Source organism: Streptomyces sp. ISL-99 (assembly GCF_018614005.1).
GTDB lineage: Bacteria > Actinomycetota > Actinomycetes > Streptomycetales > Streptomycetaceae > Streptomyces > Streptomyces flavidovirens.
The window spans coordinates 30,527-56,321 of sequence record NZ_JAGGPC010000021.1 but is presented as its reverse complement, the minus strand read 5'-3'; the positions used below and the strand labels follow the sequence as shown (position 1 = coordinate 56,321).

Sequence of the window (25,795 nt, the reverse complement as noted above, 5' to 3'; positions counted from 1 at the left end):
TGGCCGCTACGGACCGGATACGTCAGAAGTCGGTGAGGATCTCGTCCCGGCGCCGGGCGGCCGCAGGCGCCGGCTCCGCCCCCTGTCCTCCGTAGAACTCGTCCGCCGCCTCCGCCTGCTCCGGGTCCAGCGGCCTCGGCCGGTAGTACGAGCTGCCCCGGAACCAGGACAGGACCATCGGCACCAGCCCCAGAGCCAGCGCCCCGAGACCGATGGCGAGGGCGCTGCCGCTCAGCTCCGGGACGGACCTGGCGAAGATCCACAGCATGAAGAGCGCTCCGCCGAGCGGCCACAGCCCGATGAAGACCAGATTGCCCAGGGACTTGAGCAGCACCCTGCGGTAGGCGACGACGGCCGAGAGCCCGGCGAGGGCGTAGTAGAACGCGATGTGCAGACCGATTCCGCTCACCGCGTCCCGGACGAACTGCGCGCCGGAGCCCGCCGTCGCCGAGACCAGGATGAGCAGCAGCGCGACGAGCGCCACGGCCGCCGTGGCCACCCAGGGCGTCTGCCATTCCCGGTGGGTGCGGGAGAACACGGCGGGAACGGTACGGTCGCGGCCCATGGCGAAGAGCGTCCGGGTGGCCTGGAGGAGAGTGGTCTCCAGCGTGGCGATCATCGACAGCGTCACGGCCAGCACGAGCAGCCGCCCGCCCCAGCCCGGCCAGATGGCCTCGCCGAGTACGGAGAGGAATCCGGCGGGGTTGTCCCGCACTGCTTCGGCGCCGATGAGGACATTGGTGGCGATGGTGAAGACCACGAAGACGACCAGCGACACCAGTACGCCGACGATCCCGCCCAGGCCGAAGGTGCGACGGCTGTTGCGGGTCTCCTCGCTGAGGTTGCTGGTCACGTCCCAGCCCCAGTAGCTGACCCCCGCTATGAGGGCGCCCGCCACGAAGGTGTGCGACGCGTCGAAGTGGCTGAAGCCGAACCAGGAGAGCGAGAAGTCGGCGGCGTTCCGGTCCTTGGTCAGGGCGAGAGCGGCGAAGAGAAGGAGCAGCCCGAGCTGCGTACCGGTGATGACGGTCCTGGCGTGCGGGCTGATCCGGGCGCCGAGGGCGACGACGGTCGCCATGAGCAGGAACCAGCCGACGCCCACGGCCGTGGCCAGTGCGGTACGTCCGGCCAGTTCGGGGTCGACGAGCGCGAGCGTGGCCGTGCCCGCCGGCAGGGTGGCGGAGACGAGGAAGACGGTCGTCGCCACGACCAGGGCCCAGCCGCTCAGGAAGCCGAGGAAGGGGTGGAGCGCGCGGGCCACCCAGGTGTAGGTGGCTCCGGCGTTGACTTCGAGGCGCCCGAGATGCCGGAAGGCGAGCGCGATGCCGATCATCGGGATCGCGCAGTAGAGGAGCACAGCCGGGCTGGCGACGCCGACGGCGAGCACGAGCGCGGGGATCGTCGCGGCGACCGTGTAGGCGGGGCCGCAGCCGGCAACCGCCATGACGACGGAGTCGAACGTGCCCAGGGCGCCCGCCCGCAGTCCGCCCCCCTCGGAGCCGGGCCTCTTGCTCAACGGTTGCGCCTTTCCGGTGACGTACGTGAAATGCCTGCCTCGGACAGGAGACAGATCTTGCACATGGTCACCGGTTCGACACAAGGGGTTGAGTGCGGATTCTTCTCAATCGATACGATCGTACGGAGGAAAGCCTCCGTCACACAGGACTAGACCTACGGATTTCGTTGCTCCGAGCCCTTTCCCAGCATTTCGGTCACCCAGTCGTGAAACGCCCCGATGTGGTGCTCCGCCGGGACGAGTACGCCGCCCTTGCGGTACGCCCGCGAGGCCATGGCCGGCTGGGTCCGTTCGCAGGCGTCGAAGTCCTGGACGTTCACCCGGTGGAACAGCTCCACGGACTTGTCGAGGTCCGCTCCCGACGCGACGACTCCGGGCGCGTACAGCCAGTCGCACTCCACCACCGTGCGGTCCTCGGCCAGCGGGAACATCCGGTGGACGATCACATGGTCGGGCACCAGGTTCACGAAGACCTGAGGCCGGATGGTGACCGCGAAATAGCGGCGGTCCTGTGCGTCGGTGATGCCCGGCAGCCGGCCGAAGCCCGCGCTGCCGTCGACGGTGAAACCCTGCGCCTCCTCGCTGAACTCCGCCCCGTGCCCGACGTAGTACTGCGCCGCCAGGCCGTCCGCGAACTCCGGTAGCACGTCGGTCAGTTCGGGGTGGATCGTCGCGCAGTGGTAGCACTCCATGAAGTTCTCGACGATCAGCTTCCAGTTGGCCGCGATGTCGTAGCTGATGCGCCGCCCCAGGGTCAGGCCCTCGGTCTCGTACCGCTCGATCGTCACGGTGTCGCCGAGCCGCTCCACGACGGCGCCGATGACGGTGTCCTCGAAGGAAGGCGGCTCGTCGGCGAGGCAGACCCAGGCGTAGCCGAGCCATTCCCGCAGCGCGACCTTCACCAGGCCGTATTGCGTGCGGTCGATGTCGGGCATCTTCTGGAGGTTGGGGGCCGCGACGAGTGTGCCGTCGAGGCCGTACGTCCAGGCGTGGTACGGGCATTGGAGGTTGCGCCGCACCTGCCCCGCGCTCTCGGTGCACAGCCGCGCGCCGCGATGACGGCAGACGTTGAGAAAGGCTCGCAGTTCGCCGGTACGGGTGCGGGTGACGAGTACGTTCTCCCGGCCTGCCTGGACCGTACGGAAGGCGCCGGGGCGGTCCAGATCGGCGCTGCGGACGGCGCAGTACCAGAGCGACTCGAAGATGCGCTCCTGCTCGCTGCGGAAGATCTCGGGGTCGGTGTAGAAGCGGCCGGGCAGGGTGGAGATCAGGCTGGTGGCGGTCGTCATGGGTGGGCTGCCTCTCGGCTCAGGCGGCGGGCGCGGAGGGGAGCGCGGCAGTGAGCGCGGCGATGATCCCGGCGCTGCCCGTCCCGCCGGGGCCGGCCACGATCACGTCATAGGTGGGTGGCATCTCGCGAGACCTCGCTCACTTCAGAATGTGGGTCATCTGCGGGTCGAACAGGGGCTCTTCGGCGACGGTCGCGGCCGTCCTCTCGCCGAAGTAGGTGATGTGGACGGGGGTGCCGGGGGCGAGCGGCGGCAGCCAGGCGTAGGCGACGCAGCGGCCGAGGGTGTAGCCGTAGCCGGCACTGGTGACGTAGCCCGCCGGGCGCCCGGTGCCGTCGATGGTCACCGGTTCCTTGCCCAGGACCACGGCGGCGGGGTCGTCGAGCGTGAGCACGGTGAGTCTGCGCGTCGGCTCCCCGCGCGCTTCGAGGGCCAGCAGGGCCGCACGCCCGGTGAAGTCACCCTTGTTCATGCGGACGGCGAAGCCGAGACCCGCTTCGTAAGGGGTGTGTTCGGCGGTCATGTCGTGGCCCCAGGCCCGGTAGCCCTTCTCCAGACGGAGGCTGTTGAAGGCGGAACGGCCGGCCGCGACGACGCCGTGCCGCTGCCCGGCCTCCCAGAGCGTGTCCCAGAGCCTGAGCCCGAGGTCGGCGGTGGTGTAGAGCTCCCAGCCGAGCTCCCCGACGTAACTGAGGCGCATGGCCGTGACCGGGACGTGGCCGATGTGGGTCTGCCGCGCCTTGAAGTAGCCGAGGCCCTGGTGGGAGAGGTCGTCGCGGGTCAGCGGCTGGACGAGGTCGCGGGCGAGCGGGCCCCAGACCCCGACGCAGCAGGTGCCGGCCGTGACGTCGCGGATCTGTACGTCGTCGGGGGCGGCGCGCAGCAGCAGGTCGAGGTCGGCGGGCGAGTTCGCGCCGAGCTGGAAGTGGTGTTCGGCGAGGCGGGCGACGGTGAGGTCGGAGAGGATGCCCGCGGCCTCGTCGAGGAGCAGCGTGTACGTGACCGAACCGGGCTTCTTGGCCAGGTTGTTGGTGGTGGTCCGCTGGAGGAAGTCGAGGGCGCCGGGCCCGGTGACTTCGAGCCGCCGCAGCGGCGTCATGTCGTACAGGGCGGCCTTCTCGCGGGTCGCCTTCGCCTCGGCGGCGGCGATCGGTGACCAGTGCGTGGCGGACCAGTTGTCGCGGGCGGGGAGCCCGGTGAGGGTCTCGGCGAGCGGGGCGTTGGCTTCGAACCAGTGCGGGCGTTCCCAGCCGCCGCCCTCCAGGAAGTGGGCACCGAGCTGGAGCTGGCGGGCGTAGAAGGGGCTGACGCGCAGCGGGCGGGGCTCCTGCGGCGGCTGGAGCGGGTGGATGATGTCGTACACCTCGACGAACTGCCGCGCCGCCCGCTCCTCGACGTACGCCGGTGAGCGCTGCGCGGTCTCGAAGCGCGTCAGGTCGCATTCGTGCAGTTCGATGGAGGGGCGGCCGTCGGTCATCCACTCCGCGAGTGCCTTGGCGACCCCGGCGGAGTGGGTGACCCAGACGGCTTCGGCGAGCCAGAAGCCGCGCAGTTCGCGGGTCTCGCCGAGGACGGGCATGCCGTCGGGGGTGAAGGAGAAGACGCCGTTGAAACCGCTCTCGACGCGGGTGGCGGCGAGGGCGGGCAGCAGAGTCTTTGCGTCTTCCCAGCTGGGCGCGAAGTCGTCCTCGGTGAAGGGGTACGAGGAGGGCATGACGGGGGCGTCGTCGTAGCGCGGGACGGTGAACGGGTCGACGGGCAGCGGGCGGTGGGCGTACGAGCCGATGCCGACGCGGTCGGTGTGCTCGCGGAAGTACAGGTCGCGGTCCTGGTGGCGCAGGATGGGCCGGGAGGCTTCCCGGTCCGCGCCCGCAAGTTCGTCGAGGGGGGTCGTACGGGCGTACTGGTGGGCGAGTGGCAGAAGGGGGATGTCGACGCCCGCCATGCGTCCGATCACCGGCCCCCAGAAACCTGCGGCCGACACCACATGGTCGGCGGGGAAGGTTCCCTGGTCGGTGACGACGCCGGTGACGCGGCCGCCGCGCTGCTCGATGCCGGTGACGGTCGTACGGTCGAGGATGCGGGCGCCGCGTGCGACGGCCCGCTCCAGCTGCGCGCGGGAGGCCGGCAGGGCGCGGGCGAGGCCGTCGCCCGGGGTGTGGAAGCCGCCGAGCACCAGGTCCGGGTCGAGGAAGGGCCACAGCTTGAGGCACTCGCCGGGGCCGACGACCTCCCCCTCGACGCCCCAGGAGGCGGCGAGTCCGGCCCTGCGGTGGAGGTCGGCGAGGCGGGCGGGGGTGGTGGCGACTTCTAGGCCGCCGACGGGGTCGAAGCAGGCCCGCCCGTCCGGCGCGCGCAGGCCGCTGAACTTCTCGACCGTGTAAGTGGCCATGTCGGTCAGGCACTTGGATGCGTTGGTACGGAAGACGAGGCCGGGCGCGTGCGAGGTGGAGCCGCCGGGGGCGGGCAGTGGTCCCTGTTCGAGGACGGTTACGCCGGTCCAGCCACGGGCGGTGAGTTCGTCGGCCAGCGAGCAGCCCACGATGCCCGCGCCCACGACGACCACACGCGGGGCGGCGCCCCCGCCTCGTACCGCCGCCATCAGAGCACCACCACCGAGCGGAGCACTTCGCCGCGCCGCATCCTGGCGAAGGCCTCCTCGACGTCGTCCAGGCCGATCGTCTCGCTGACGAAGGCACCGAGGTCGAGCTTGCGGCTGAGGTACTGGTCGATGAGGATCGGGAAGTCCCGGCTGGGCAGACAGTCGCCGTACCAGGACGACTTGAGGGCGCCGCCGCGCGAGAACAGGTCGATCAGCGGGATGTCGAGCCGCATGTCGGGCTCCGGTACGCCGACCTGGACGAGCACCCCGGCGTGGTCGCGCATGTAGAAGGCCTGGCGGTACGTCTCGGGGCGGCTCACCGCGTCGATCGCGACGTCGACGCCGAAGCCGCCGGTGAGTTCGCGTACGGCCTCGATCGCGTCCGTACCGCGGGAGTTGACGGTGTGGGTGGCGCCGAAGCGGGTGGCGCCGTCGAGCTTGGCGTCGTCGATGTCGACGGCGATGACGCGGCGGGCTCCGGCGAGGGCGGCTCCGGCGATGGCGGCGTTGCCGACGCCGCCGCAGCCGATGACGGCGACGGTGTCGCCGCGGCCGACGCCCCCGGTGTTGACGGCCGCCCCGTACCCTGCCATGACGCCGCAGCCGATGAGACCGGCGGCCTCGGGGCGGGCGGCGGGGCTCACCTTCACGGCCTGGCCGGCGGCGACGAGGGTCTTCTCGGCGAAGGCGCCGATGCCGAGGGCGGGGGTGAGCGGGGTGCCGTCGAGGAGGGTCATGGGCCGGGTGGCGTTGCGGCTGTCGAAGCAGTACCAGGGGCGGCCGCGGCGGCAGGAGCGGCAGTCGCCGCAGGGGGCGCGCCAGGCGATGACGACGTAGTCGCCGGGGGTCAGGTCGGTGACGTCCTCCCCGACGGCCTCGATGATGCCGGCGGCCTCGTGGCCGAGCAGGAACGGGAAGTCGTCGTTGATCGCGCCCTCCCGGTAGTGCAGATCGGTGTGGCAGACCCCGCAGGCCTGGACGCCGACCAGGACCTCTCCCGGTCCGGGGTCGGGGACGGTGATCGTCTGTATCTCCACGGGTGCGCCCCTCTTGACGGCGACGACCGCACGGACCTCATGAGGCACGATCCGACCCCTCTCTTGTTGCGCATTGCACGACTGGTTGCGCGATGAGAGACATACTGGGAACGCGATCGGGAGGCCGTCAAGGGGGCGAAACCGGGCCGGACGGCCCCCGCGTCCGGAAGGCCGGCCCGGCCGCCGAGGCGACGGCGTGTCAGGCGCGGTACCCCATGCGGTAGGACAGCTCCCCCGCCGCGTCGACCGCCAGCTTCGCCAGCTCCACCAGCCGCACCTCATCCATCCGGTACACCGGCCCCGACACGCTCACCGCGCCGATCACCTGCCCGTCGTGCGCCCGCACCGGCGCCGCGACGGCGCTCAGTCCGACCTCCATCTCCTCGGCCACGACGGCGTACCCGTCGGAGGAGATCTCCGCGAGCTGGGCGCGCAGTTCGGCCGCCGAGGTCACGGTGTGCTCCGTGAATCTCGGCAGCCGACGGGCCAGGAAGATCTCCTGCATCGCCGTCGGCAGCCCCGCGAGCAGCACCTTTCCGCTGGACGTGGCGTGCAGCGGCGTACGCCGTCCGAGCCAGTTCTGCGCGGTGACGGACGCCGCGCCGCGCGCCTGCATGACGTTGACCGCCGCGTCGTCGTCGAGGACCGCGATATTGACCGTCTCCCCCGCCTCGTCGGCGAGTTCGCGCACGACGGGCGCGCTCTCCTGCGAGATGTCCAGCCGCCCCGCGGCGGCCCCCGCCAGTCTGAGCACCCCGGCGCCCAGGTAGTACTTCCCCCGGTCCTTCGACTGCCCCACCAGACCGCGGTTCTCCAGCACACCGAGCAGCCGGAACGCGGTCGACTTGTGTACGTCCAGCTCGTCGGCGATCTCCGTGACCCCCGCCTCACCGAGTCTCGCCAGGATCTCCAGCACACTCACCGCGCGGTCCACCGACTGAACGGAACTCGCGCCTCCCTTGACCCGCTTCGCCTCGTCCGGCTCCTCCATAGTGACTTTGCCGCCCTTGCTCGCCATGAGTCCGCTCTCACCACCTGACGGCCGATTAACGGCCGACTTCCATGGGTGCCCTTGACGCAGCGGCTCCCGATCCGGATTGTGTTCCGCATCTGTTGCGCATCACGCGCGTCGATGCGCCATATGGAACATCATGTTACCGAAGAGTGAGCTCAAGGGGGCTCTGGTGATTCCTGTCTGCCACCTCGACGACCTGCCCGAGGGCGAGTCCGTCCGCCTTTCCACCGAGCCGCCGATCGCCGTGTTCCGCACCGAGGGCGCGCTGTACGCGATCGACGACACCTGCTCCCACCAGGACGCCTCGCTCTCACAGGGCTGGCTGGAGGGCTGCTTCGTCGAATGCCCGCTGCACGCCGCGCTGTTCGACCTGCGCACCGGTCAGCCCACCTGCCTGCCCGCCCGCCGCCCGGTCCGCACCCACCGGGTCTCGGTCGACGACAGCGGTTTCGTCCACGTCGAGGTGGCCGCTGACGCCCAAGCCCCCACCAGGGAAGGAAGCGCCGCGTGAAGACCGTCGCCGTCGTGGGAGCCTCGCTCGCCGGGCTGTACGCGGCGCGGGCCCTGCGCGCCGAGGGGTACGACGGCAGGCTGGTGATCATCGGCGATGAGATCCACCGGCCGTACGACCGGCCTCCCCTCTCCAAGGAGTTCCTCACGGGCGCGATGGACGAGGACCAACTCGCCCTGTCCGACGCCGAGGAGGAGGCGGAGCTGAACGCCGAGTGGCTGCTCGGCGTACGCGCCCAGGGGCTCGACGCCAGGGGGCGCGTGCTGCGCCTGGACAGCGGCCGTACGGTCGCCGCCGACGGCGTGGTCATCGCCACCGGCGCCGCCCCGCGCCGGCTGCCCGGCGCCGCCGCACTGAGCGGCGTACACACGCTGCGGACCCTCGACGACGCGCGGGCGCTGCGCGCCGAACTGACGGACCGGCAGCCGGTACGTGTCGTGGTCGTCGGCGGAGGCTTCATCGGCTCCGAGGTCGCCTCCTCCTGCGTCGCGCTGGGCCATCACGTGACCGTCGTGGAGGCCGCGCCACTGCCACTCCTGCCCCAGCTCGGCGAGGCCATGGCAACGGTCTGCGCCTCGCTGCACGCCGACCGGGGAGTCCGGCTCATCACCGGCGCCTCGGTCGCCGCCCTGAGCGGCGCCGTCGCGGTCACCGGCGTACAGCTCACCGACGGGCGGCTGCTGCCCGCCGATGTGGTCGTCGTCGGCATCGGAGCCGCGCCCAACACCGGCTGGCTGGACGGCTCGGCGCTCGCCGTCGACGACGGCGTGCTGTGCGACGACGGCGGCGTCACCACGCTGCCGCAGGTGGTCGCGGTGGGCGATGTGGCGCGGGTCGGAGGCACCCGCTCCGAGCACTGGACCAGCGCCACCGAGCAGCCCGCCGTGGCCGTGCGCAACCTGCTCGCGGGGCGCACGGTGGAGGCGGCGCGCCCGCTGCCGTACTTCTGGTCCGACCAGTACGGCGTACGGATCCAGTTCGCCGGCCGGCGGCTGCCGGACTGCGCGGTGCGGATCACCGACGGCTCACCCGAAGAGCGCAGCTTCCTCGCCGTGTACGAGCGCCCCGACGGCACCGTCACCGCCGCGCTCGCCCTCAACCGCCCGCGCGCCTTCATGCGGCTGCGCCGGGAGCTCACTTCGGGCGTACCGGCGGGGCACGCAAGCCGCTCGGGCTGACGGGCTCCACCGGCTGTCACGACAGGCCGCCGCCCCGCTCCCCGGGTTTCGTCCGGGGAGCGGGGCGGCGGCCTGTGAGCAGGTCAGGACCCCGCGATCACACCCCCGCGCCCGCGACCGGGCAACCGGTTTTCCGCGGGCATGATCGCCGGGTTGGCGAGCCGCACCAGTTCGAGGGCCTGGTCGGGGAACCAGACACCCGCCTTCGGGTCGATCACGCCGCGCTCGGGGTCCTTGGGGCCCTCCGTACCGCGCAGGCACTCGCCGTCCGACTCCCCCGGAGTCTTGATCCACAGGTTGGCGTCGTTGAGCGGGTCCCCGGTGCGGGTGGTGGGTCGGGCTCCGAGGCCGCGTCCCGGCGGATTGCACCAGTCCTGCGCGTCACGGTGCTTGCCGGCGGGCGGGGTCCAGGGGCCCTGGCCGTTGCGGCTGGTGTCGGTGACGAAATGCTTCATACGGTCAGGGGCGAAGGGCACATGACGGTCGAGCCAGCGCTGGGCATCGGCGCGCTTCCACTTCTGGGCGGGGCAGGCGGACGCCTTGCCGCCCTTGTCGACGTACGCCAGGCAGGACGAAATGAGTCTGCCGTACCAGGCGTTGGCGTGGTCGGTGCTGTAGTTGGAGACGTTCACGGAGAAGCCCGTGGCGCGAGCGACACCCCCCTTGATGAGCCGGGGCACGATGCTGTCCACGGTGTGCCAGGCCGGGTGCCCGGCGTCGACGTACACCTTCGCGCGGGGCAGCGCGCCGAGGGTGGCGACGGCGTCGGCCACCTGCGCGTAGCGCGCGGCGGTCGCGGTCACCCTGGCGGTCTCGGTGTCCTTCGCGTCCTTCGCCTCGCCGCTGGGGCAGTCGGCCGGCACCAGCGCCAGCGCGTCGGGTTCGACGACGACGAGCGCGCGGCTGTCGCCGATGCCCTCCGCCACCGCGCCGACCCACGCCCGGTACTCGGTGGTGTCGCGCAGGCCGCCCGCCGAGTACAGGGAGCAGTCGCGACCGGGCACGTTGTAGAGCACCAGCATGGGCGTCGTCTTGCGCCGGGCGGCGTCGCGGACGATGCCGCGCGTCTCGTTCCTGACCTCGTCCGGGGTGCGGCCGGCGAGCCAGACGGCGTGGGGGGTACGGGCCATGGCCCGCAGCCCGGCCGCCTCGCGCGGCCGCTTCGCGCTCTCCAGCTCATCGGCCTGGCGGTACGCCGCCGGGTTGGCCTCGGGGGCGTAGAGGCTGGTGGCGGCCGCGCCGGCCGGGTCTTCGGTGGCGGTGACGTGCGGCGCGCCCAGAAGCAGCGCCGATGCCAGGCCGGTGGTCAGGGTGAGGGGGAGGGCGGTGAGGAGGACGGTTCTTGTGTTGCGCACAGGTTCGCTCCTGGGTCGCGGGCGGCGACGGGTTGCGAGAGCGCTCCCACAACCGGGCGCACGGCCTCGTCGAGTGCAGTGGTCCAAGGCGAATCCGGCGGAACCGGGGCTGGCTCCGCCCCGGACGCCGGCCCGAAGGGCGTCCGGGGAACGGCCGCGCCACTACGCGTGGCGCAGGCCGCCCGGCCGGGGCACCACGGCGCATATGAGCAGGAAGAGGCCCGCGCCCACGGCGTACCAGAGCAGATCGGGCGCGTTGAAGGTCGAGCCGAGCACGAGCCGGGCGACGACACTGCGTTCGGCCAGCTCGGCGGGTACGCCGGTGAGCTGGGCGCATTCGACCGCCCAGCTCGCAAGGAGCGCGATGCCGCCGGCCACCCGCGGCCTGGTCGCGGGCGCGAGGAGGACGACGAGCGTGCACAGCAGGACGGTGTAGAGCGCGTCCCCCGCGTACTTGGCGACATCGCCGTCCACGGCACCGCGGACGCCGAGCCCCGCGCACAGGGTCAGGCACGCGGCCACGGCCGCCAGGATGCGGGTCCGGCGAAGATCACTCACGTCGGACACTGTACGTCCGTACCACCGTCAGGCGACGGAACCAATCCGGCCCGCCGGTGCCTGAGGACCCTCGTGGTGGATCGGGGTGTGCGCGCCGGTGAGCGAGACGCCGCTGCCGCCGCGCCGGGCCGCCACGATCTCCGCGGCGATGGACAGCGCGGTCTCCTCGGGCGTACGGGCGCCGAGGTCGAGGCCGATCGGGCTGCGCAGCCGGGCCAGTTCGAGCTCGGTGACGCCGACCTCGCGCAGCCGCCTGTTGCGGTCCTCGTGGGTACGGCGGGAGCCCATCGCGCCGACGTACGCGACCGGCAGCCGCAGGGCCTGCTCCAGAAGAGGTACGTCGAACTTCGCGTCGTGGGTGAGGACGCAGAGCACCGTACGGCCGTCGGTCCCGGTCGACGCCAGGTAGCGGTGCGGCCACTCGACGACGATCTCGTCGGCCTCGGGGAAGCGCGCGGCGGTGGCGAACACGGGCCGGGCGTCGCACACGGTCACGTGGTAGTTCAGGAATTTGCCGACGCGCACCAGCGCGGAGGCGAAGTCGATGGCACCGAAGACGATCATGCGCGGGGCGGGGACGCTCGACTCGACGAGGAGCGTCAGCGGCCGGCCGCAGCGTGAGCCGTCCTCGCCGATGAGTACGGTGGCGGTCCGTCCCGCGTCGAGCATGGCGCGGGCCTCGCCCGCCGCCGTACGGTTCAGCTCGGGGTGCCCGCCGAGGGCTCCCTCGTACGAACCGTCGGGGCGGACGAGCAGGGCGCGGCCCATGACGTCGGCCGGCCCGTCGGTGATCCGCGCGACCGCCGCCGCATCCCCACGTGCGGCGGTGGCCAGCGCTGCCGCGAACACCTCCCCGCCGGGAGAGTCCGCGCGTACCGGGGTGACGAGGATGTCGATCACGCCGCCGCAGGTCAGGCCCACGGCGAACGCGTCCTCGTCGCTGTAGCCGAAGCTCTCCAGGACGGTTCCGCCGTCCTGGAGGGCCTGCTGGCACAGTTCGTACACCGCGCCCTCCACACACCCGCCGGAGACAGAGCCGATCGCCGTGCCTTCGGAGTCGACCGCGAGGGCCGCTCCCGGCTGCCGGGGCGAGCTGCCGTGCGTCGCCACGACCGTGGCGACGGCGAAGTCGCGTCCCTGCTCGACCCACCGGTTGAGCTCTTCGGCGATGTCCAGCATGACTGTCTCCTTACGGATTGCGGAGGGCTCGGGGCGGCGGGCCTAGCCGACGCCCAGCCAGGACTCGATGGGGTGGATCGCGAAGTACACGATGAAGATCGCGGTCAGGCCCCACATGAAGGCGCTCACCTCGCGGGCCTTGCCCTGCGCCACCTTGATGACGACGTAGGAGATGACACCGGCGGCCACACCCGTGGTGATGGTGTACGTGAACGGCATCAGGACCACGGTGAGGAAGACCGGGATCGCGACGGCGCGGTCGCTCCAGTCGACGTGCCGGGCGTTCTGCATCATCATCGCGCCGATGACCACCAGGGCCGCGGCAGCGACTTCCTGGGGCACGATCGCGGTGAGCGGGGTGAAGAAGAGGCAGGCCGCGAAGAACGCGCCGGTGACCACAGAAGCGAGGCCCGTACGGGCGCCCTCGCCGACGCCGGTCGCCGACTCGACGAAGACGGTCTGGCCGGAGCCGCCGCCGACACCACCGATGACACCGCCGGCGCCGTCGATGAACAGGGCCTTGGACAGGCCGGGCATGCGGCCCTTGTCGTCCGCGAGCTTGGCCTCGCTGCCGACACCGATGATCGTGGCCATGGCGTCGAAGAAGCCCGCCAGCACCAGGGTGAAGACGATCATGGTGACCGTGATGTAGCCGACTTCTCCGAAGCCGCTGAAGGACACTTCGCCGAAGAGCGAGAAGTCCGGGGCGGAGACCGCGCTGCCCTCCAGCTCCGGCGCGCCGGAGAACCAGGCCTTGCCCGGGATGTCGGCGATCGCGTTGAGGATCGCCGCGACGACGGTGCCCACGACGATGCCGATCAGGATGGCGCCGGGGACGTTGCGCGCCTGGAGGGCGAAGATCAGCAGCAGGGTGACGGCGAAGATCAGGACGGGCCAGCCGGCCAGTTCACCGGCCGGGCCGAGGGACACGGGGCCGCCGCCGAGGGCGGGGTTCTCGTGCACGAAGCCGGCCTTGACCAGGCCGATCAGCGCGATGAAGAGGCCGATGCCCATGGTGATGCCGTGCTTGAGGGCGAGCGGGATCGCGTTCATGATCAGCTCGCGGAGACCGGTGACCACCAGGAGACAGATCACCGCACCGTAGGCCACGCACATGGCCATGGCCTGCGGCCAGGTCATGACCTGGATGACCTGCGAGGCGAGCACACCGGAGACGCTGAGACCGGCCGCGAGGGCGAGCGGGACCTTGCCCCAGAAGCCCATGAGCAGGGTGGTCACGGCAGCGGCGACAGCAGTCGCGGTGATGAGGGCGGGCTGGCTGAGGGCGTTGCCGGCCACGTCCTTGCCGCCGAGGATCAGCGGGTTGAGCAGGAGGATGTACGCCATCGCCATGAAGGTGGTGATGCCGCCGCGGACCTCCGTCGCAACGGTGGATCCTCTGTCGGTTATGTGGAAGTACCGGTCGAGCCAGGACCGGCCGGCGGGCTGGCGCGTACCCGCGCCGGCGTCCTCCGCCATGGTCTTCGGCTCTGTGGACTGCTGGGTCATGGTGCCTGTCTCCCAAGGTTCAAAGGGGCACCCGCATGGAGATTGGAAACGCGGGATTTGGGATGCTGCGAGGGCTGCACGACCCGGGGGACGGCCCGAGACGAACTGGAACAAACTGACTGAGCGGAAAAGCGTGGTACTGCGTGTACTGCTGGTACTGCTGGTACTGCGATAACCGCGAGCGGTGCGGTGCTTGAAGACCCCGGGCGGTGTCGGGCGGGGGAATTGTGACGTTCCTGGAGGCACGGCACCGCCCGGGGAGCTTTCGGCGGAACTCGGGGATCAGGTACCGGTGAGGTGCTCGGGCCGCACCGGCGCCCTGTTGAGTTCCAGACCCGTCGCGTTCCGGATCGCCGCGAGGACGGCCGGGGTCGACGAGAGAGTGGGGGCCTCGCCGACGCCACGCAGACCGTACGGCGCGTGATCATCGGCCAGTTCGAGTACGTCGACGGGGATGGTCGGCGTATCGAGGATGGTGGGAATCAGGTAGTCCGTGAAGGACGGGTTGCGCACCTTCGCGGTCTTCGGGTCGACCATGATCTCCTCCATGACCGCGACGCCCAGGCCCTGGGTGGTTCCACCCTGGATCTGGCCGACGACGGACAGCGGGTTGAGCGCCTTGCCGACGTCCTGCGCGCAGGCCAGCTCGATGACCTTCACCAGGCCGAGCTCGGTGTCGACCTCGACGACCGCGCGGTGCGCAGCGAACGAGTACTGGACGTGGCCGTTGCCCTGTCCCGTACGCAGGTCGAACGCCTCCGTCGGACGGTGACGCCACTCCAGCTCCAGGTCGACCGACTCACCTTCGAGTACGTCGACCAGGTCGGCCAGCACCTCGCCGCCGTCGGTGACGACCTTGCCGTCTTCGAGCAGCAGCTCGGCCGTCGCCCAGGCCGGGTGGTACGAGCCGAACTTGGCCCGCCCGATCTCCAGGACCTTCTCGCGGACGTTCTCGCAGGTGTTCTTGACCGCGCCACCCGTGACGTACGTCTGGCGGGACGCGGACGTGGAGCCCGCCGAGCCGACCTGGGTGTCCGCCGGGCGGATCGTCACCTGCGTGACACCGAGCTCGGTACGGGCGATCTGCGCGTGGACGGTGACACCGCCCTGGCCGACCTCCGCCATCGCGGTGTGCACGGTCGCGACCGGTTCGCCGTTGATGACCTCCATGCGCACCCGGGCGGTGGAGTAGTCGTCGAAGCCCTCGGAGAAGCCGACGTTCTTGATGCCGACCGCGTAGCCGATGCCCCGTACGACGCCTTCGCCGTGCGTGGTGTTCGACAGACCGCCGGGCAGGGCGCGTACGTCGGCCTGCTCGCCGGCCGTGAGCCACTGCTGCTCGGGCGGCAGCGGCATGGCCTTGACGCGGCGCAGCAGCTCGGCGACGGGCGCCGGCGAGTCGCACGGCTGACCGGTCGGCAGGAGCGTGCCCTGCTCCATGGCGTTGATCCGGCGGAACTCCACCGGGTCCATGCCGAGCTTCGCCGCGAGCTTGTCCATCTGCGCCTCGTACGCGAAGCACGCCTGGACGGCGCCGAAGCCGCGCATGGCGCCGCAGGGCGGGTTGTTCGTGTAGAGCGCGAGCGCCTCGATGTCGACGTCCTCGACGACGTACGGGCCGACGCTCAGCGACGAAGCGTTGCCGACGACCGCCGGGGAGGCCGACGCGTAGGCGCCGCCGTCCAGCACGATCCGGCACTTCAGGTGCGTCAGCTTGCCGTCCTTGGTCGCCCCGTGCTCGTACCAGAGCTTCGCCGGGTGGCGGTGGACGTGGCCGAAGAAGGACTCGAAGCGGTTGTAGACGATCTTGACCGGCTTGCCCGTACGCAGGGCGAGCAGGCAGGCGTGGATCTGCATCGACAGGTCCTCGCGGCCGCCGAAGGCCCCGCCGACGCCGGAGAGCGTCATGCGCACCTTCTCCTCGGGCAGGCCGAGGACGGGGGCGATCTGGCGCAGGTCCGAGTGCAGCCACTGGGTGGCGACGTACAGGTCGACGCCGCCGTCCTCGCCGGGTACGGCCAGGCCGGACTCGGGGCCGAGGAACGCCTGGTCCTGCATGCCGAAGACGTACTCGCCGGAGACGATGACGTCGGCGCGCTCGGCGGCCTCGTCGGCGTTGCCGCGGATGATCGGCTGGCGGTGCACGATGTTCGGGTGCGGGACGTGACCGATGTGGTGGTCGTCGCGGTTCTCGTGGATCAGCAGCGCGTCGGGCGCGGTGGCCGAGGCCTCGTCGGTGATGACGGGCAGCTCGGCGTAGTCGATCTTGATCTTGGCGGCGGCGCGGCGGGCCGTCTCCGGGTGGTCGGCGGCGACGATGGCCACCGGCTCGCCGTGGTGGCGGACCTTGCCGTGGGCGAGAACCGGGGTGTCCTGGATCTCCAGGCCGTAGTTCTTCACCTCGGTGGGCAGGTCGTCGTACGTCAGCACGGCGTAGACGCCGGGCGTGGCGAGCGCCTCGGACGTGTCGATCGACCGGATCTCGGCGTGCGCGGTGGTGGAGCGCAGCGTGTGGCCCCAGAGCATGTCCTCGTGCCACATGTCCGAGGAGTACGCGAACTCGCCGGTGACCTTCAGGGTGCCGTCGGGGCGGAGCGTGGACTCGCCGATGCCGCCCTTTGTCTTCGAACCCTGGTTGATGCTGGTGGGGGTACCGGTGACGCCCATGGCTCAGACCCCGCTTCCCTGGCGGTCCTGGCGGGCGGCCGCGAGGCGCACCGCATCCAGGATCTTCTCGTAGCCGGTGCAGCGGCACAGGTTGCCCGAGAGCGCCTCACGGATGTCCGCGTCGGACGGCTCGGCGTTGCGCTCAAGGAGCTCGTCGGCCGCGACCAGCAGACCCGGGGTGCAGAAACCGCACTGCACGGCGCCGGCGTCGATGAACGCCTGCTGGATCGGGGCGAGCTCTTCGCCCTCCCCCGTCTGGGAGTCGGCGGCCCGGTCGGAGGGGCGAGCCTGCCACTGCTGGGCGGCCTGGAGCGACGTACCGCCGCTGCCGCAGGCGCCGGTCGCACACCCTTCCTCGCGCTGCCTGGCGAAGTCGGCGAGGCCCTCGACCGTGACGACCTCGCGGCCCTCCACCTGGCCGGCGGCGACGAGACAGGCACAGACGGGGACACCGTCGAGGCGGACCGTACAGGAGCCGCACTCGCCCTGCTCGCACGCGTTCTTGGAGCCCGGCAGGCCCATGCGCTCGCGCAGGACGTAGAGCAGGCTCTCGCCCTCCCAGACGTCGTCCGCTTCCTGCTTACGGCCGTTGACCGTGAAATTCACGCGCATGGCTATGCAGCTCCTTCAAGGGTGCGGCCGGTGCCGCGGTACTGCTCCCAGGTCCAGCCCAGCGTGCGGCGGGCCATGATCCCGACCGCGTGGCGGCGGTACTTCGCGGTGCCGCGCACGTCGTCGATGGGGTTGCAGGCGCCGGAGGCGAGCTCCGCGAACTGCTTGGCGATCGAGGGGGTGATAATCTTCCCGCTCTCCCAGAATCCGCCTTCTTGGAGCGCGGCGTTCAGGAAGTCCTCGGCAGCGCGGGCGCGCAGCGGGGTCGGGGCGGCGGAGCCGATGCCCGTCTTGACCGTGCGGGTCTCGGGGTGCAGCGCGATACCGAACGCGCAGACCGCGATGACCATGGCGTTGCGGGTGCCCACCTTGGAGAACTGCTGCGGACCGTCGGCCTTCTTGATGTGGACGCGCTTGATCAGCTCGTCCGGCTCCAGCGCGTTGCGCTTCACGCCGGTGTAGAACTCCTCGACCGGGATGAGGCGCGTCCCGCGCACCGACTCGGCCTCGACCTCGGCGCCCGCGGACAGCAGGGCGGGGTGCGAGTCACCGGCGGGGGAAGCGGCACCGAGGTTGCCGCCGACCGAGCCACGGTTGCGGATCTGGGGCGATCCCACAGTGTGGGCGGCGAGCGCGAGGCCCGGCAGTTCCGTCCGCAGATGGTCCATGATCTGGGTGTACGGGACGGAGGCGCCGAGCTGTACGGTCTTTTCGCCCACCTCCCACTCGCGGAGTTCGCCGATGCGGTTCAGGTCCAGGAGGTACTCGGGGCGGCGGTGGTCGAAATTGATCTCAACCATGACATCTGTGCCGCCCGCGATGGGCACAGCCGTGGGGTACTCGGCCTTGGCGGCGAGCGCCTCCTCCCAGCTTGCGGGGCGAAGGAAGTCCATGAGGCTCACTTCTTCCAATCGGGTGGTTCGCTGGGGTGGGAGACGGCCGGCCCTCGACTGGTCGTTCTAAGTGGTTTGGGCCGGTCTGGGACGTTCATCTGCTGTTCACGTGGCTTGGCCCAAGTACACCGCCGGGGCTTCGCCTGGTGCAGTCACCGAAACCATGAAGGAGTTGGCTGGTGGCTGCTCGCGTCTTGTAGATTCGAACGAAAGGCGGAGGTCGGTAACCTCACGGTTTTCCCTTGGAAACCACAGGCACAGCCCTTTGGAAAGACATAGGCACAGCCGTCTGGAAACCCCAGGCACGGCCCCTGGAAACCGCAGGCACCGCTCTCCGCAGACCACCAGCACGGCCTCCACAACCGCATCACATTCCATCCACATCTAGAGACAGATCGGCGGCGACCACCATGCGGCTGCGCGCACTGCTTGAGACCGACGCGCTGGGCCTGCGGCTGCTCGGCGGCGAGGAAGAGCTCGACCGCACCGTGCGCGGTGTGATGACCACCGACCTGCGGGACCCCAGCCGCTATCTGTCCGGCGGCGAGCTGGTGCTCACCGGCCTGGCGTGGCGGCGTACCGCCGAGGATTCTGAGCCCTTCGTACGGATCCTGGCGAGCGCGGGCGTCGTCGGGCTCGCGGCGGGCGAGGCGGAGCTCGGCGCGATCCCGAGCGACCTGGTCGAGGCGTGCGTACGCCACCGGCTGCCGCTCTTCGCGGTCAGCGAGGCCGTCGCCTTCGCGACCATCACCGAGCACGTGGTGCGCCAGGTGTCCGGCGAACGGGCCGGTGACCTGGCGGCCGTCGTCGACCGGCACCGCAGGCTGATGACGTCGGGCCCGGCGGGCGGCGGCCCCGAAGTGGTGCTCGACCTGCTGACGTCCGACCTGGACCTGCGCGCGTGGGTGCTCTCGCCCACCGGCCGCCAGATCGCGGGCGCGGGCGACTCGCTGCCGCCGGCCGTGGGAGCCGTCCTCGCCGGCGAGCACCTGGCCGCGAGCCGCACGGGGCGCCGGGCGCCGCACCGGGCCGCCGTGCAGGGCACGACGTACTCGCTGTTCCCGATCAGGAGCGCGGGGCGCGCCGCCGCTGCCGCCGCGTCCCGCGACGTACGCGAGAGCGTGCTCTCGGACTGGCTGCTGGCGGTGGAGGCGGACGCGGGCGACTGGCCGGCCGCCCGGCTCGACCTGCTCCAGGGCGTGACGCAGCTGATCGCCGTCGAACGCGACCGGCGCGACGCGGCCCGTACGGTACGCCGCCGCCTCGCCCAGGAGGTCCTGGAGCTGGTGCAGACGGGAGCGGCCCCGGCCGAGATCGCGGCCCGCCTGCGGGTCGCCGCACCGGTGCTGCTGCCCGGCCTCGGCTCGGCGCCGCACTGGCAGGTGGTCGTGGCGCGGGTCGAGTGGCTGGAAGGCGGCCCGGCGGGCGTCGCGGGCGGTCCGGGCGCGTCGATCCAGGCCGGGCCCGTGGCGCAGACGCTGCTGGAGGAAATACTGGTCGACCCGGCAGTGGCCGGTTCCGACTCCTCGGACCGGATCGCGGTGGCGCACGCGGGCGACGAGGCGATCGCGCTCGTACCGCTGCCCGCGGTCGCGCCGGAGGGGGCGGGGGACGGGGACGAAGCCGACGCCACCTCGGTCTCCCGCATCGGCCTGCACGCCGACGTACTCCTGGAGGCGGTGCGCGCGCCGCTCTCGGGCGGCCTCGCCGACGACGGGCGGCTGACACTGGGTGTCAGCGCGGCCGTGCATTCGGCGGAGGGGCTGCGGGGGGCGCTGGAGGAGGCCCGGCACGCCCGCCGGGTGGCGGCGGCGCGCCCCGGCCGGGTCTGCGCGGCGGGCCACCACGAGCTGGCGTCGCACGTGCTGCTGCTGCCGTTCGTGCCGGACGACGTGCGCCGGGCGTTCACCGCGCGGCTGCTGGACCCGCTGCGGGACTACGACCGGCGGCACCGGGCGGAACTCATTCCCACCCTCGAAGCGTTCCTCGACTGCGACGGCTCCTGGACGCGCTGCGCTGCCCGGCTGCATCTGCACGTGAACACCCTGCGCTACCGGGTGGGCAGAATCGAGCAACTGACGGGTCGTGACTTGTCGCGTCTTGAGGACAAGCTGGACTTCTTCCTCGCACTGAGGATGAGCTAGGCGGGGGGCCGGGGAGGCGCGGGGGCGCAGAGCCGCTGCGCGGAGCTTTCCCCTACCCGCCCCTTCCCGGCTGTGACATTTGCGGCTCCGCCGCGAGGGGCTCCGCCCCAGACCCCGCTCCTCAAACGCCGGAGGGGCTGAAAGTTGCCCAGGGGGCACCATCCAAGCCCGTCCGGCGTTTGAGGACATGCCCGCAGGGCGTCCGGGGGTCTGGGGGCTTGCCCCCCAGTTTCGGGAAGGGGCGGGGTGGGGAAAGACCCAACTGGCCGCACCGACCGGTCGATTGTGAATTCGTTCACCTGAGCTCTTGGCCCGGAGTGCCATTCCGTGCTGAGATTCGCCCACTACCGCACGACCGTTACTCACAGCTCAATGACGTGCTGCTCGGGGAGGGCAATGTGGCGCATACCGCCATGTCTGGTTCTGGAACGACCGCAGGGGACGGAAGCCCACTCCAGACCGCGGTATGGCGGCTGCGCTCGCGCGGCTGCTGGACCGATGCCGCGGCCCTGCTCGAACCACATGGGGGCGCCGCCGCGACCCCTGCGGCCGCGCTCCAGCGGGCGTCGCTGCTCGTAGAGCGCTGCCTGTTCACCGAGCGGGGCTGGGCCGAGGCGGAGGACGCCCTGCGTACGGCGGAGGCGGTCGCCCAGAGCGACGACGAGCGGGGCGCGGCGGCATGCGAGCGCGGCCAGCTGGCGTACGCCTCGACGGTGCTCGGCGCCCGCGACCGGGCCGACGAGGCGCGCTCAGCGCTCGGGCGGGCGGCGGCGCTGATCGACCCGACGGCGCCGGGCCGTCCGCTCCTCGACTTCCGGCGCGGCCTGATCGCCGAGCACCTCTCCGACTCCCCGCAGTCGGCCCGTGCCGCCTACCGTCGCGCCCACGCGGGCGCGACGGCGCACGGCGAGACACTGCTGCTGTCGTTCACGTGGCGCCATCTGGCCGGACTGTCCCTGCGCGAGGGCGAGTTGGCGGACGCGAGGCACGGCTTCGCGGAGTCACTGCGGATACGGGAGGAACTGGGCTACCTGGTCGGCACGGCCCCGGCCCTGGCAGCCCTGGCCGACGCGGAACCGGAACCGGAGGCGACACGCCTGCGGGCGGAGGCGGGCCGCCTGTTCCGGCTGCTGGACGGCGTACCGACGTGGCTGGCGGCGCAGCTCTCGCCGTCCGCCGCGGTGTGAGCCCGGCCGCCCGGGCCCCGGCGGTCGCCGCCGCCCGCGGTCAGCGGTCCGCGCCCGCGAAGTGTTCGCGGACCAGGGACTGAACCACCGTCAGGTCCTGTGCGGCCAGGGCGTCCAGCAGGGCCAGGTGTTCGGCCGCGTCCGCCAGGAGGTCTGCCCGCCGGCCCAGGGGGTCGCCTGCGAGCAGCGGCCACTGGGACCGGCGGTGGAGGTCGTCGGCGACGGTGACGAGTTGGTGATTGCCGGAGAGCGAGAGGATCGCGCGATGGAACGCGCGGTCCGATTCCGCGTACGCCGCCCGGTTGCCGGTCGCCGCCGCCGCTGTTGTGGCTTCCGCCAGTGGGCGCAGCTCGCACCAGCGGGCGGCCGGGATCGTACGGGCCAGGCGGAGCATGACCGGGACCTCGATCAGGGCCCGCACTTCCGCCAGCTCGGCGAGTTCTGCCGCGCTGCGGACCGTGACGCGGAAGCCGCGGTTCGGTACGACCTCCACCGCGCCCTCCAGCGCCAGCTGCTGCATCGCCTCGCGGACCGGGGTGGCGGAGACGCCGAAGCGGGCGCCGAGGCCGGGCCCGGAGTAGACCTCACCGGGGACCAGTTCGCCGCTGACGAGGGCGGCGCGCAGGGCGTCGAGGATCTGGCCGCGGACGGAGTGGCGCTGGACGAGGCGGGGGGCCGGGGGCTCGCTGTGGGTGTGCTCGCCGCGCGCCTGCTCCGGAAGACGCACGGAGGACATCTGCACCGGCACCTGCACCGGCGTTGAGGCAGGCATGTGCCCGTACGCGGCTTCGCGCGGTCTGCCCTGCTGCTCCATGGGGGTCCCTCCGGTGCTGTGTCCCATATGCACGATAGGCGGGCGGCGTCACATGCGGGGCCCGGGGGGGTGCCCCCCGGGGTCAGAGGCAAACAACGGAACCATCGGGTAAGGTAAGGCTTACCTGCAAACGATCGCGATTCGGTGGTCCCCTGCATGACCGTCCCCGCCCTTTTCCCCGGCGTCGCCGCCTCCCCCGTCGCGGCCTCCTACGCCCGCCTCACCGAGGTCTTCGCCGGACTGCGCATCGCCGAGCTGGCGGACGGCGAGCAGGTTCCGCGCGGCGGCGGCTGGGTCGGGGCAGCCGAGCTCGCGGCCGGCGGCGCCGCGCTCGACGCCTTCCTGGCCTGGGACAACGCCCAGGTGCTGCGCGACTACGGCCAGCAGGCCCGACCCGACGTCATCGCGAGTTTCGGCCTGCACCGGTACGCCTGGCCCGCCTGCCTGCTCATCACCGCGCCCTGGTTCCTGCACCACCGGGTGCCGCGCGTGCCCGTCGAGGACGTCGCCTTCCAGCGGACACTGGGCCGCATGGCCGTACGGGTGCGGGAATTCGCCTGCCTGCCGGGCGACCCGGCCGCCGCGCTGCCCGGCGCCCGCGTCGTACCGGACGAGGAGGCCCTGCGCGCCGAGGTACGGGACGCCGTCGCCCAGCACCTCGGGCCCGTGCTCGACGGCTTCGGACCCCGGATGCGGCGCGGGAAGCGCGCACTGTGGGGCATGGCGACGGACGAGATCGTGGAAGGGCTCTGGTACATCGCGCACCTGCTCGGCGAGGAGCGGCGCGCCATGCGCGAGCTGGAGGCGCTGCTGCCGGGTACGACGAAGCCGTACGCCGGGACGGCCGGCTTCCGCGAGCTGACCGGACCCAACGGCGAATCGCTGCCGACCCGCGACCGCGCGAGCTGCTGCCTCTTCTACACACTGCGCCCCGAGGACACCTGCGTGACGTGTCCGCGTACGTGCGACGCCGAGCGCGTGCGCAAGCTCAGCGAGGAAGCCGCGGCGACGGCCGACGCCGCTGTCGCCGCGGTCTGACGGCACGCCACCCGATCAGGTGGCATAAATCGAACTCAACCGGCCGACACCGTACGGCGGTTCGACCAGATGGCACCTATTCGCGTGCCCTGGCGGTCCCTTGGCGTCCTCTTGCACCGAAAGCCTCTTTAGGCCACTTGGGTTACGCCAGTATGGCGCCCCAATAGCCCTACCGCGATGCAAGGGACACCGCATGAGACTGACCGACATATCGCTGGACTGGCTGCTTCCGGGTGGCGTGATGCTCGCAGGGGTCCTGGCGGCGGTTGCGGTGCTCGCGCGCGGCAAGCGCGCCGGTGGCAAGGCCGCAGCAGACGACTCCTGGGAACGTACGGAGGAACGGCGCAGGCGGAAGGAAGCCTTCTACGGGATCGCTTCGTACCTGCTGCTCTTCTGCTGTGCCGCGGTCGCCGCCGCCCTCTCCTTCCACGGCCTGGTCGGCTTCGGCCGGCAAAACCTCAGCCTCTCCGGCGGCTGGGAGTACCTCGTCCCGTTCGGCCTCGACGGCGCCGCCATGTTCTGCTCGGTACTCGCGGTGCGCGAGGCCAGCCACGGTGACGCGGCGCTCGGCTCGCGTCTGCTGGTGTGGACGTTCGCCGGTGCGGCGGCCTGGTTCAACTGGGTGCACGCGCCACGGGGACTTGGCCACGCGGGCGCCCCGCAGTTCTTCGCCGGGATGTCGCTCTCGGCCGCCGTGCTGTTCGACCGGGCGCTGAAGCAGACCCGCAGGGCCGCGCTGCGCGAGCAGGGGCTGGTGCCGCGCCCGCTGCCGCAGATCCGGGTCGTACGGTGGCTGAGGGCGCCCAGGGAAACCTTCGGCGCGTGGTCGCTGATGCTCCTGGAAGGCGTGCGCACGCTCGACGAGGCGGTCGAGGAGGTGCGGGAGGACGTACGGGAGAAGGAGCAGAACCGTATGCGCCGGCGCGACCACCAGAAGCTGGAACGCGCCCAGTTGAAGGCCATCAACCGTCAGCACCGCGCCTGGGGGCGCGGTCGCGTGGGCGGCCGGCAGGTCGTCGAGGTCTCTGCCCTCGCCCCCGGCTCGGGCTCCGCACCGCCGCAGGCGGTAGCGGAGCCTGCCATACCGGAAACCGGACAACTGCCGCTTCGACAAAGGCCCTCCCTTCAGGCCGTGAAAGGCGCTGAAAAGGTGACGACCGTCGACCTCACCGCCGAGGACGACACGCAGGCTCTGCCACGGCTCGACTCGCTCGAACGCAAACTCAAGGATCTTGAGCAGCAATTCGGCTGAGCAGCGCGGTGGTCGCGGCGGCGGGCGGGCGGTTACGCCGGCCCGCCGCCGCTCATCTCAAGTTCGAACCAGACCGCTTTCCCCACGCCCTGCGCCCTGACGCCCCACGCGTCCGCGAGCGCCTGCACCAGGAGGAGGCCCCTGCCGTGCGTACCGTCGTCGGCGACCGGTACGCGTAACCGCGGGTGGCGGGCGACGAAGTCCCGTACCTCGACCCGGAGCCGGGAGGCGGCGACGGTGGCGGTGACCTCGGCGTCGTGTTCCGTGTGGACCAGGGCGTTGGTCACCAGCTCGGTGGTCAGGAGCTCGGCGACGTCCGTACAGCTCTGGTCGCCCCGGTGGCGCAGCAGTTCGCGCAGAGCGCGCCGTACTTCCGGGACCGCTGTGAGATCCGAGCGCCCCAGTCTGCGTCGCAGCTGAATGGGTGCCCCCTCCCTGTCCCCCTCCTCCTCCGCCCCCGCTGTTGCCGCCGAAGAACCTTGCGCGGCGGCACTGCGTCCGCCCGCCTGTTGCCTTGTCATATCCCCCACCCGCACGCCGGACCGACCTTTCTCGAACAGGTTCACGGGATGCATGCCCCGAACGCGCAATGGCACTCATGTCCAATAGTCAATTAACCGGTGTGGGTGGCATATCCGGATCTGGGCCGGAGTCCCGCCGGGGCTCAAGGCCGAGCTCCGCGTCCAGGCCGAGCGCGAACGCGAGGTCGACGTCCAGGTCGGTGTGGGCCTCGAACGTCGTGCCGATGCCGGCGGCGGCCGCCCGGCTGAGAACATCCGCCCCCAGGCCCGCGTCGATCCGCTCCCGCGCCCCCGCGTCCAGCACCAGCCGCCCGACCGTCGCGATGTTCGCGTCACCCGCCACCTTGTGCGCGATGAGCGTCGTCCTGGCGTCTTTCAGTACGCCGAGCCGGGTGCCGGGCCTGCCCTCTCCCACCGTGGCCGTCACGACGTGCGTCCTGAGGTAGACGGCGAAGTCCTTGACGAAGACGACCGCCCTGTCGCCCTTCGACAGCCGGACGCCACCGTCGAACACGACCTTGCCGCCCCGCAGCTTCCCGCCCCCGTGCGCGATCCTGCTCCCCTCGCGGGCCTTGAGCCCGACACCGCCCGCGCCCAGCTGAACCGCGCCGTCGACGGGGGCGGCCGCGACGCCGTTTCCCGCCAGGCCGAGAGCCGGGCCCAGGTCCAGCTTCAGCAGCCCCGCCCTTATCGGGGTGCCGGGCGCCGGGGCGCCGGCCTCGGGGGGCGCCTTCGCGGCCTCCGGACCGGCCGCGGCGCCCCAGACGGAGGTGGCCGCGTCCGGAAGTGCGGCGATCGCGGCGGGCGTGGCGATGACGACGGCGGCCGCAGCCGCGGCGGAGATGCGGCCGCGGCCGAAGCGGCGAGGGAGATACATGCGCTTCACAGGCCCTCTCGGTGGCTGGGGTGACTAGCAGT

At 71.7% G+C, this 25,795-nt stretch carries 21 protein-coding genes; 6 read left to right on the top strand and 15 right to left on the bottom strand.

The window, feature by feature from the left end; translation table 11 throughout:
- Positions 1 to 22: 22 nt before the first annotated feature.
- From J7E91_RS12430 to J7E91_RS12410, 5 genes are all read right to left on the bottom strand, one after another.
- Positions 23 to 1,516, bottom strand: coding sequence for an APC family permease (locus tag J7E91_RS12430; RefSeq protein ID WP_285439063.1), 1,494 nt, complete (start codon positions 1,514 to 1,516; stop codon positions 23 to 25).
- 155 nt (positions 1,517 to 1,671) lie between these two features.
- A complete protein-coding gene (locus tag J7E91_RS12425) occupies positions 1,672 to 2,805 on the bottom strand; it encodes an aromatic ring-hydroxylating dioxygenase subunit alpha (RefSeq protein ID WP_214902071.1) in 1,134 nt (377 codons plus the stop codon).
- 139 nt (positions 2,806 to 2,944) lie between these two features.
- Positions 2,945 to 5,407 carry an FAD-dependent oxidoreductase gene (locus J7E91_RS12420; protein ID WP_214902069.1) on the bottom strand — a complete coding sequence of 821 codons (2,463 nt, stop codon included), beginning with the start codon at positions 5,405 to 5,407 and terminating at the stop codon, positions 2,945 to 2,947.
- A complete protein-coding gene (locus J7E91_RS12415) occupies positions 5,407 to 6,492 on the bottom strand; it encodes an S-(hydroxymethyl)mycothiol dehydrogenase (RefSeq protein ID WP_214902041.1) in 1,086 nt (361 codons plus the stop codon). The genes J7E91_RS12420 and J7E91_RS12415 overlap by 1 nt, the downstream gene beginning before the upstream one ends.
- A gap of 151 nt (positions 6,493 to 6,643) precedes the next feature.
- Positions 6,644 to 7,435, bottom strand: coding sequence for an IclR family transcriptional regulator (locus J7E91_RS12410; RefSeq protein ID WP_214902410.1), 792 nt, complete (start codon positions 7,433 to 7,435; stop codon positions 6,644 to 6,646).
- A gap of 193 nt (positions 7,436 to 7,628) precedes the next feature.
- Here J7E91_RS12410 and J7E91_RS12405 point away from each other — a divergent pair, with 193 nt between their 5' ends.
- Entirely contained in the window at positions 7,629 to 7,970 is a 342-nt protein-coding gene (locus tag J7E91_RS12405) for a bifunctional 3-phenylpropionate/cinnamic acid dioxygenase ferredoxin subunit (protein WP_214902393.1), read from the top strand.
- Positions 7,967 to 9,148, top strand: coding sequence for an NAD(P)/FAD-dependent oxidoreductase (locus J7E91_RS12400; RefSeq protein WP_214902038.1), 1,182 nt, complete (start codon positions 7,967 to 7,969; stop codon positions 9,146 to 9,148). The genes J7E91_RS12405 and J7E91_RS12400 overlap by 4 nt, the downstream gene beginning before the upstream one ends.
- 83 nt (positions 9,149 to 9,231) lie before the next feature.
- On the opposite strand, the gene J7E91_RS12395 is transcribed toward J7E91_RS12400, so the two are convergent.
- The 7 genes from J7E91_RS12395 to J7E91_RS12365 form a co-directional block, all read right to left on the bottom strand.
- Positions 9,232 to 10,503, bottom strand: coding sequence for a glycoside hydrolase family 6 protein (locus J7E91_RS12395; RefSeq protein WP_308376420.1), 1,272 nt, complete (start codon positions 10,501 to 10,503; stop codon positions 9,232 to 9,234).
- A gap of 162 nt (positions 10,504 to 10,665) precedes the next feature.
- Complete coding sequence (locus tag J7E91_RS12390) at positions 10,666 to 11,061, bottom strand: DUF2809 domain-containing protein (protein ID WP_308376419.1); 396 nt, start codon at positions 11,059 to 11,061, stop codon at positions 10,666 to 10,668.
- A gap of 27 nt (positions 11,062 to 11,088) precedes the next feature.
- A complete protein-coding gene (locus tag J7E91_RS12385) occupies positions 11,089 to 12,240 on the bottom strand; it encodes an XdhC/CoxI family protein (RefSeq protein WP_214902035.1) in 1,152 nt (383 codons plus the stop codon).
- Positions 12,241 to 12,282: 42 nt separating this feature from the next.
- Positions 12,283 to 13,749, bottom strand: coding sequence for an NCS2 family permease (locus J7E91_RS12380; protein WP_214902032.1), 1,467 nt, complete (start codon positions 13,747 to 13,749; stop codon positions 12,283 to 12,285).
- 282 nt (positions 13,750 to 14,031) lie between these two features.
- Positions 14,032 to 16,416, bottom strand: a complete 2,385-nt coding sequence (locus tag J7E91_RS12375; protein ID WP_214902030.1) for a xanthine dehydrogenase family protein molybdopterin-binding subunit — start codon at positions 16,414 to 16,416, stop codon at positions 14,032 to 14,034.
- 3 nt (positions 16,417 to 16,419) lie between these two features.
- Positions 16,420 to 17,028: a (2Fe-2S)-binding protein gene (locus tag J7E91_RS12370; RefSeq protein WP_214902022.1), complete on the bottom strand. Its 609-nt coding sequence runs from the start codon at positions 17,026 to 17,028 to the stop codon at positions 16,420 to 16,422.
- Between the two features lie 2 nt (positions 17,029 to 17,030).
- A complete protein-coding gene (locus tag J7E91_RS12365) occupies positions 17,031 to 17,921 on the bottom strand; it encodes a xanthine dehydrogenase family protein subunit M (RefSeq protein ID WP_214902019.1) in 891 nt (296 codons plus the stop codon).
- A 410-nt stretch (positions 17,922 to 18,331) separates the two neighbouring features.
- Between J7E91_RS12365 and J7E91_RS12360 the strand changes: the two genes are divergently transcribed.
- Together J7E91_RS12360 and J7E91_RS12355 are read left to right on the top strand one after the other, a co-directional pair.
- Positions 18,332 to 20,065, top strand: coding sequence for a PucR family transcriptional regulator ligand-binding domain-containing protein (locus J7E91_RS12360; RefSeq protein ID WP_214902016.1), 1,734 nt, complete (start codon positions 18,332 to 18,334; stop codon positions 20,063 to 20,065).
- Between the two features lie 413 nt (positions 20,066 to 20,478).
- Positions 20,479 to 21,252, top strand: a complete 774-nt coding sequence (locus tag J7E91_RS12355) for a hypothetical protein (RefSeq protein WP_251015565.1) — start codon at positions 20,479 to 20,481, stop codon at positions 21,250 to 21,252.
- A gap of 40 nt (positions 21,253 to 21,292) precedes the next feature.
- Here the strand turns inward: J7E91_RS12355 and J7E91_RS12350 are convergent, their stop codons facing one another.
- Positions 21,293 to 22,066 carry a GntR family transcriptional regulator gene (locus J7E91_RS12350; protein ID WP_214902010.1) on the bottom strand — a complete coding sequence of 258 codons (774 nt, stop codon included), beginning with the start codon at positions 22,064 to 22,066 and terminating at the stop codon, positions 21,293 to 21,295.
- 156 nt (positions 22,067 to 22,222) lie between these two features.
- Here J7E91_RS12350 and J7E91_RS12345 point away from each other — a divergent pair, with 156 nt between their 5' ends.
- Together J7E91_RS12345 and J7E91_RS12340 are read left to right on the top strand one after the other, a co-directional pair.
- A complete protein-coding gene (locus tag J7E91_RS12345) occupies positions 22,223 to 23,104 on the top strand; it encodes a (2Fe-2S)-binding protein (RefSeq protein ID WP_214902006.1) in 882 nt (293 codons plus the stop codon).
- 193 nt (positions 23,105 to 23,297) lie between these two features.
- Positions 23,298 to 24,356 carry a DUF2637 domain-containing protein gene (locus tag J7E91_RS12340; protein ID WP_214902003.1) on the top strand — a complete coding sequence of 353 codons (1,059 nt, stop codon included), beginning with the start codon at positions 23,298 to 23,300 and terminating at the stop codon, positions 24,354 to 24,356.
- Between the two features lie 32 nt (positions 24,357 to 24,388).
- On the opposite strand, the gene J7E91_RS12335 is transcribed toward J7E91_RS12340, so the two are convergent.
- Both J7E91_RS12335 and J7E91_RS12330 read right to left on the bottom strand, forming a co-directional pair.
- The gene (locus J7E91_RS12335; protein ID WP_214902001.1) at positions 24,389 to 24,877 is read right to left on the bottom strand and encodes an ATP-binding protein; all 489 of its coding nucleotides are present in this window, start codon (positions 24,875 to 24,877) and stop codon (positions 24,389 to 24,391) included.
- Positions 24,878 to 24,965: 88 nt separating this feature from the next.
- On the bottom strand, positions 24,966 to 25,763 hold the full coding sequence (locus J7E91_RS12330) for a hypothetical protein (protein ID WP_214901999.1): 798 nt from the start codon (positions 25,761 to 25,763) through the stop codon (positions 24,966 to 24,968).
- Positions 25,764 to 25,795 lie beyond the last annotated feature (32 nt).

Excerpts from the sequence above, each read along its gene's own strand:
- J7E91_RS12425 (WP_214902071.1), bottom strand. The coding sequence starts at position 2,805 with ATGACGACCGCCACCAGCCTGATCTCCACCCTGCCCGGCCGCTTCTAC.
- J7E91_RS12420 (WP_214902069.1), bottom strand. The coding sequence starts at position 5,407 with ATGGCGGCGGTACGAGGCGGGGGCGCCGCCCCGCGTGTGGTCGTCGTG.
- J7E91_RS12410 (WP_214902410.1), bottom strand. The coding sequence starts at position 7,435 with ATGGAGGAGCCGGACGAGGCGAAGCGGGTCAAGGGAGGCGCGAGTTCC.
- J7E91_RS12385 (WP_214902035.1), bottom strand. The coding sequence starts at position 12,240 with ATGCTGGACATCGCCGAAGAGCTCAACCGGTGGGTCGAGCAGGGACGC.
- J7E91_RS12380 (WP_214902032.1), bottom strand. The coding sequence starts at position 13,749 with ATGACCCAGCAGTCCACAGAGCCGAAGACCATGGCGGAGGACGCCGGC.
- J7E91_RS12375 (WP_214902030.1), bottom strand. The coding sequence starts at position 16,416 with ATGGGCGTCACCGGTACCCCCACCAGCATCAACCAGGGTTCGAAGACA.
- J7E91_RS12370 (WP_214902022.1), bottom strand. The coding sequence starts at position 17,028 with ATGCGCGTGAATTTCACGGTCAACGGCCGTAAGCAGGAAGCGGACGAC.
- J7E91_RS12365 (WP_214902019.1), bottom strand. The coding sequence starts at position 17,921 with ATGGACTTCCTTCGCCCCGCAAGCTGGGAGGAGGCGCTCGCCGCCAAG.
- J7E91_RS12360 (WP_214902016.1), top strand. The coding sequence starts at position 18,332 with ATGCGGCTGCGCGCACTGCTTGAGACCGACGCGCTGGGCCTGCGGCTG.
- J7E91_RS12355 (WP_251015565.1), top strand. The coding sequence starts at position 20,479 with ATGTCTGGTTCTGGAACGACCGCAGGGGACGGAAGCCCACTCCAGACC.
- J7E91_RS12350 (WP_214902010.1), bottom strand. The coding sequence starts at position 22,066 with ATGGAGCAGCAGGGCAGACCGCGCGAAGCCGCGTACGGGCACATGCCT.
- J7E91_RS12345 (WP_214902006.1), top strand. The coding sequence starts at position 22,223 with ATGACCGTCCCCGCCCTTTTCCCCGGCGTCGCCGCCTCCCCCGTCGCG.
- J7E91_RS12340 (WP_214902003.1), top strand. The coding sequence starts at position 23,298 with ATGAGACTGACCGACATATCGCTGGACTGGCTGCTTCCGGGTGGCGTG.
- J7E91_RS12335 (WP_214902001.1), bottom strand. The coding sequence starts at position 24,877 with ATGACAAGGCAACAGGCGGGCGGACGCAGTGCCGCCGCGCAAGGTTCT.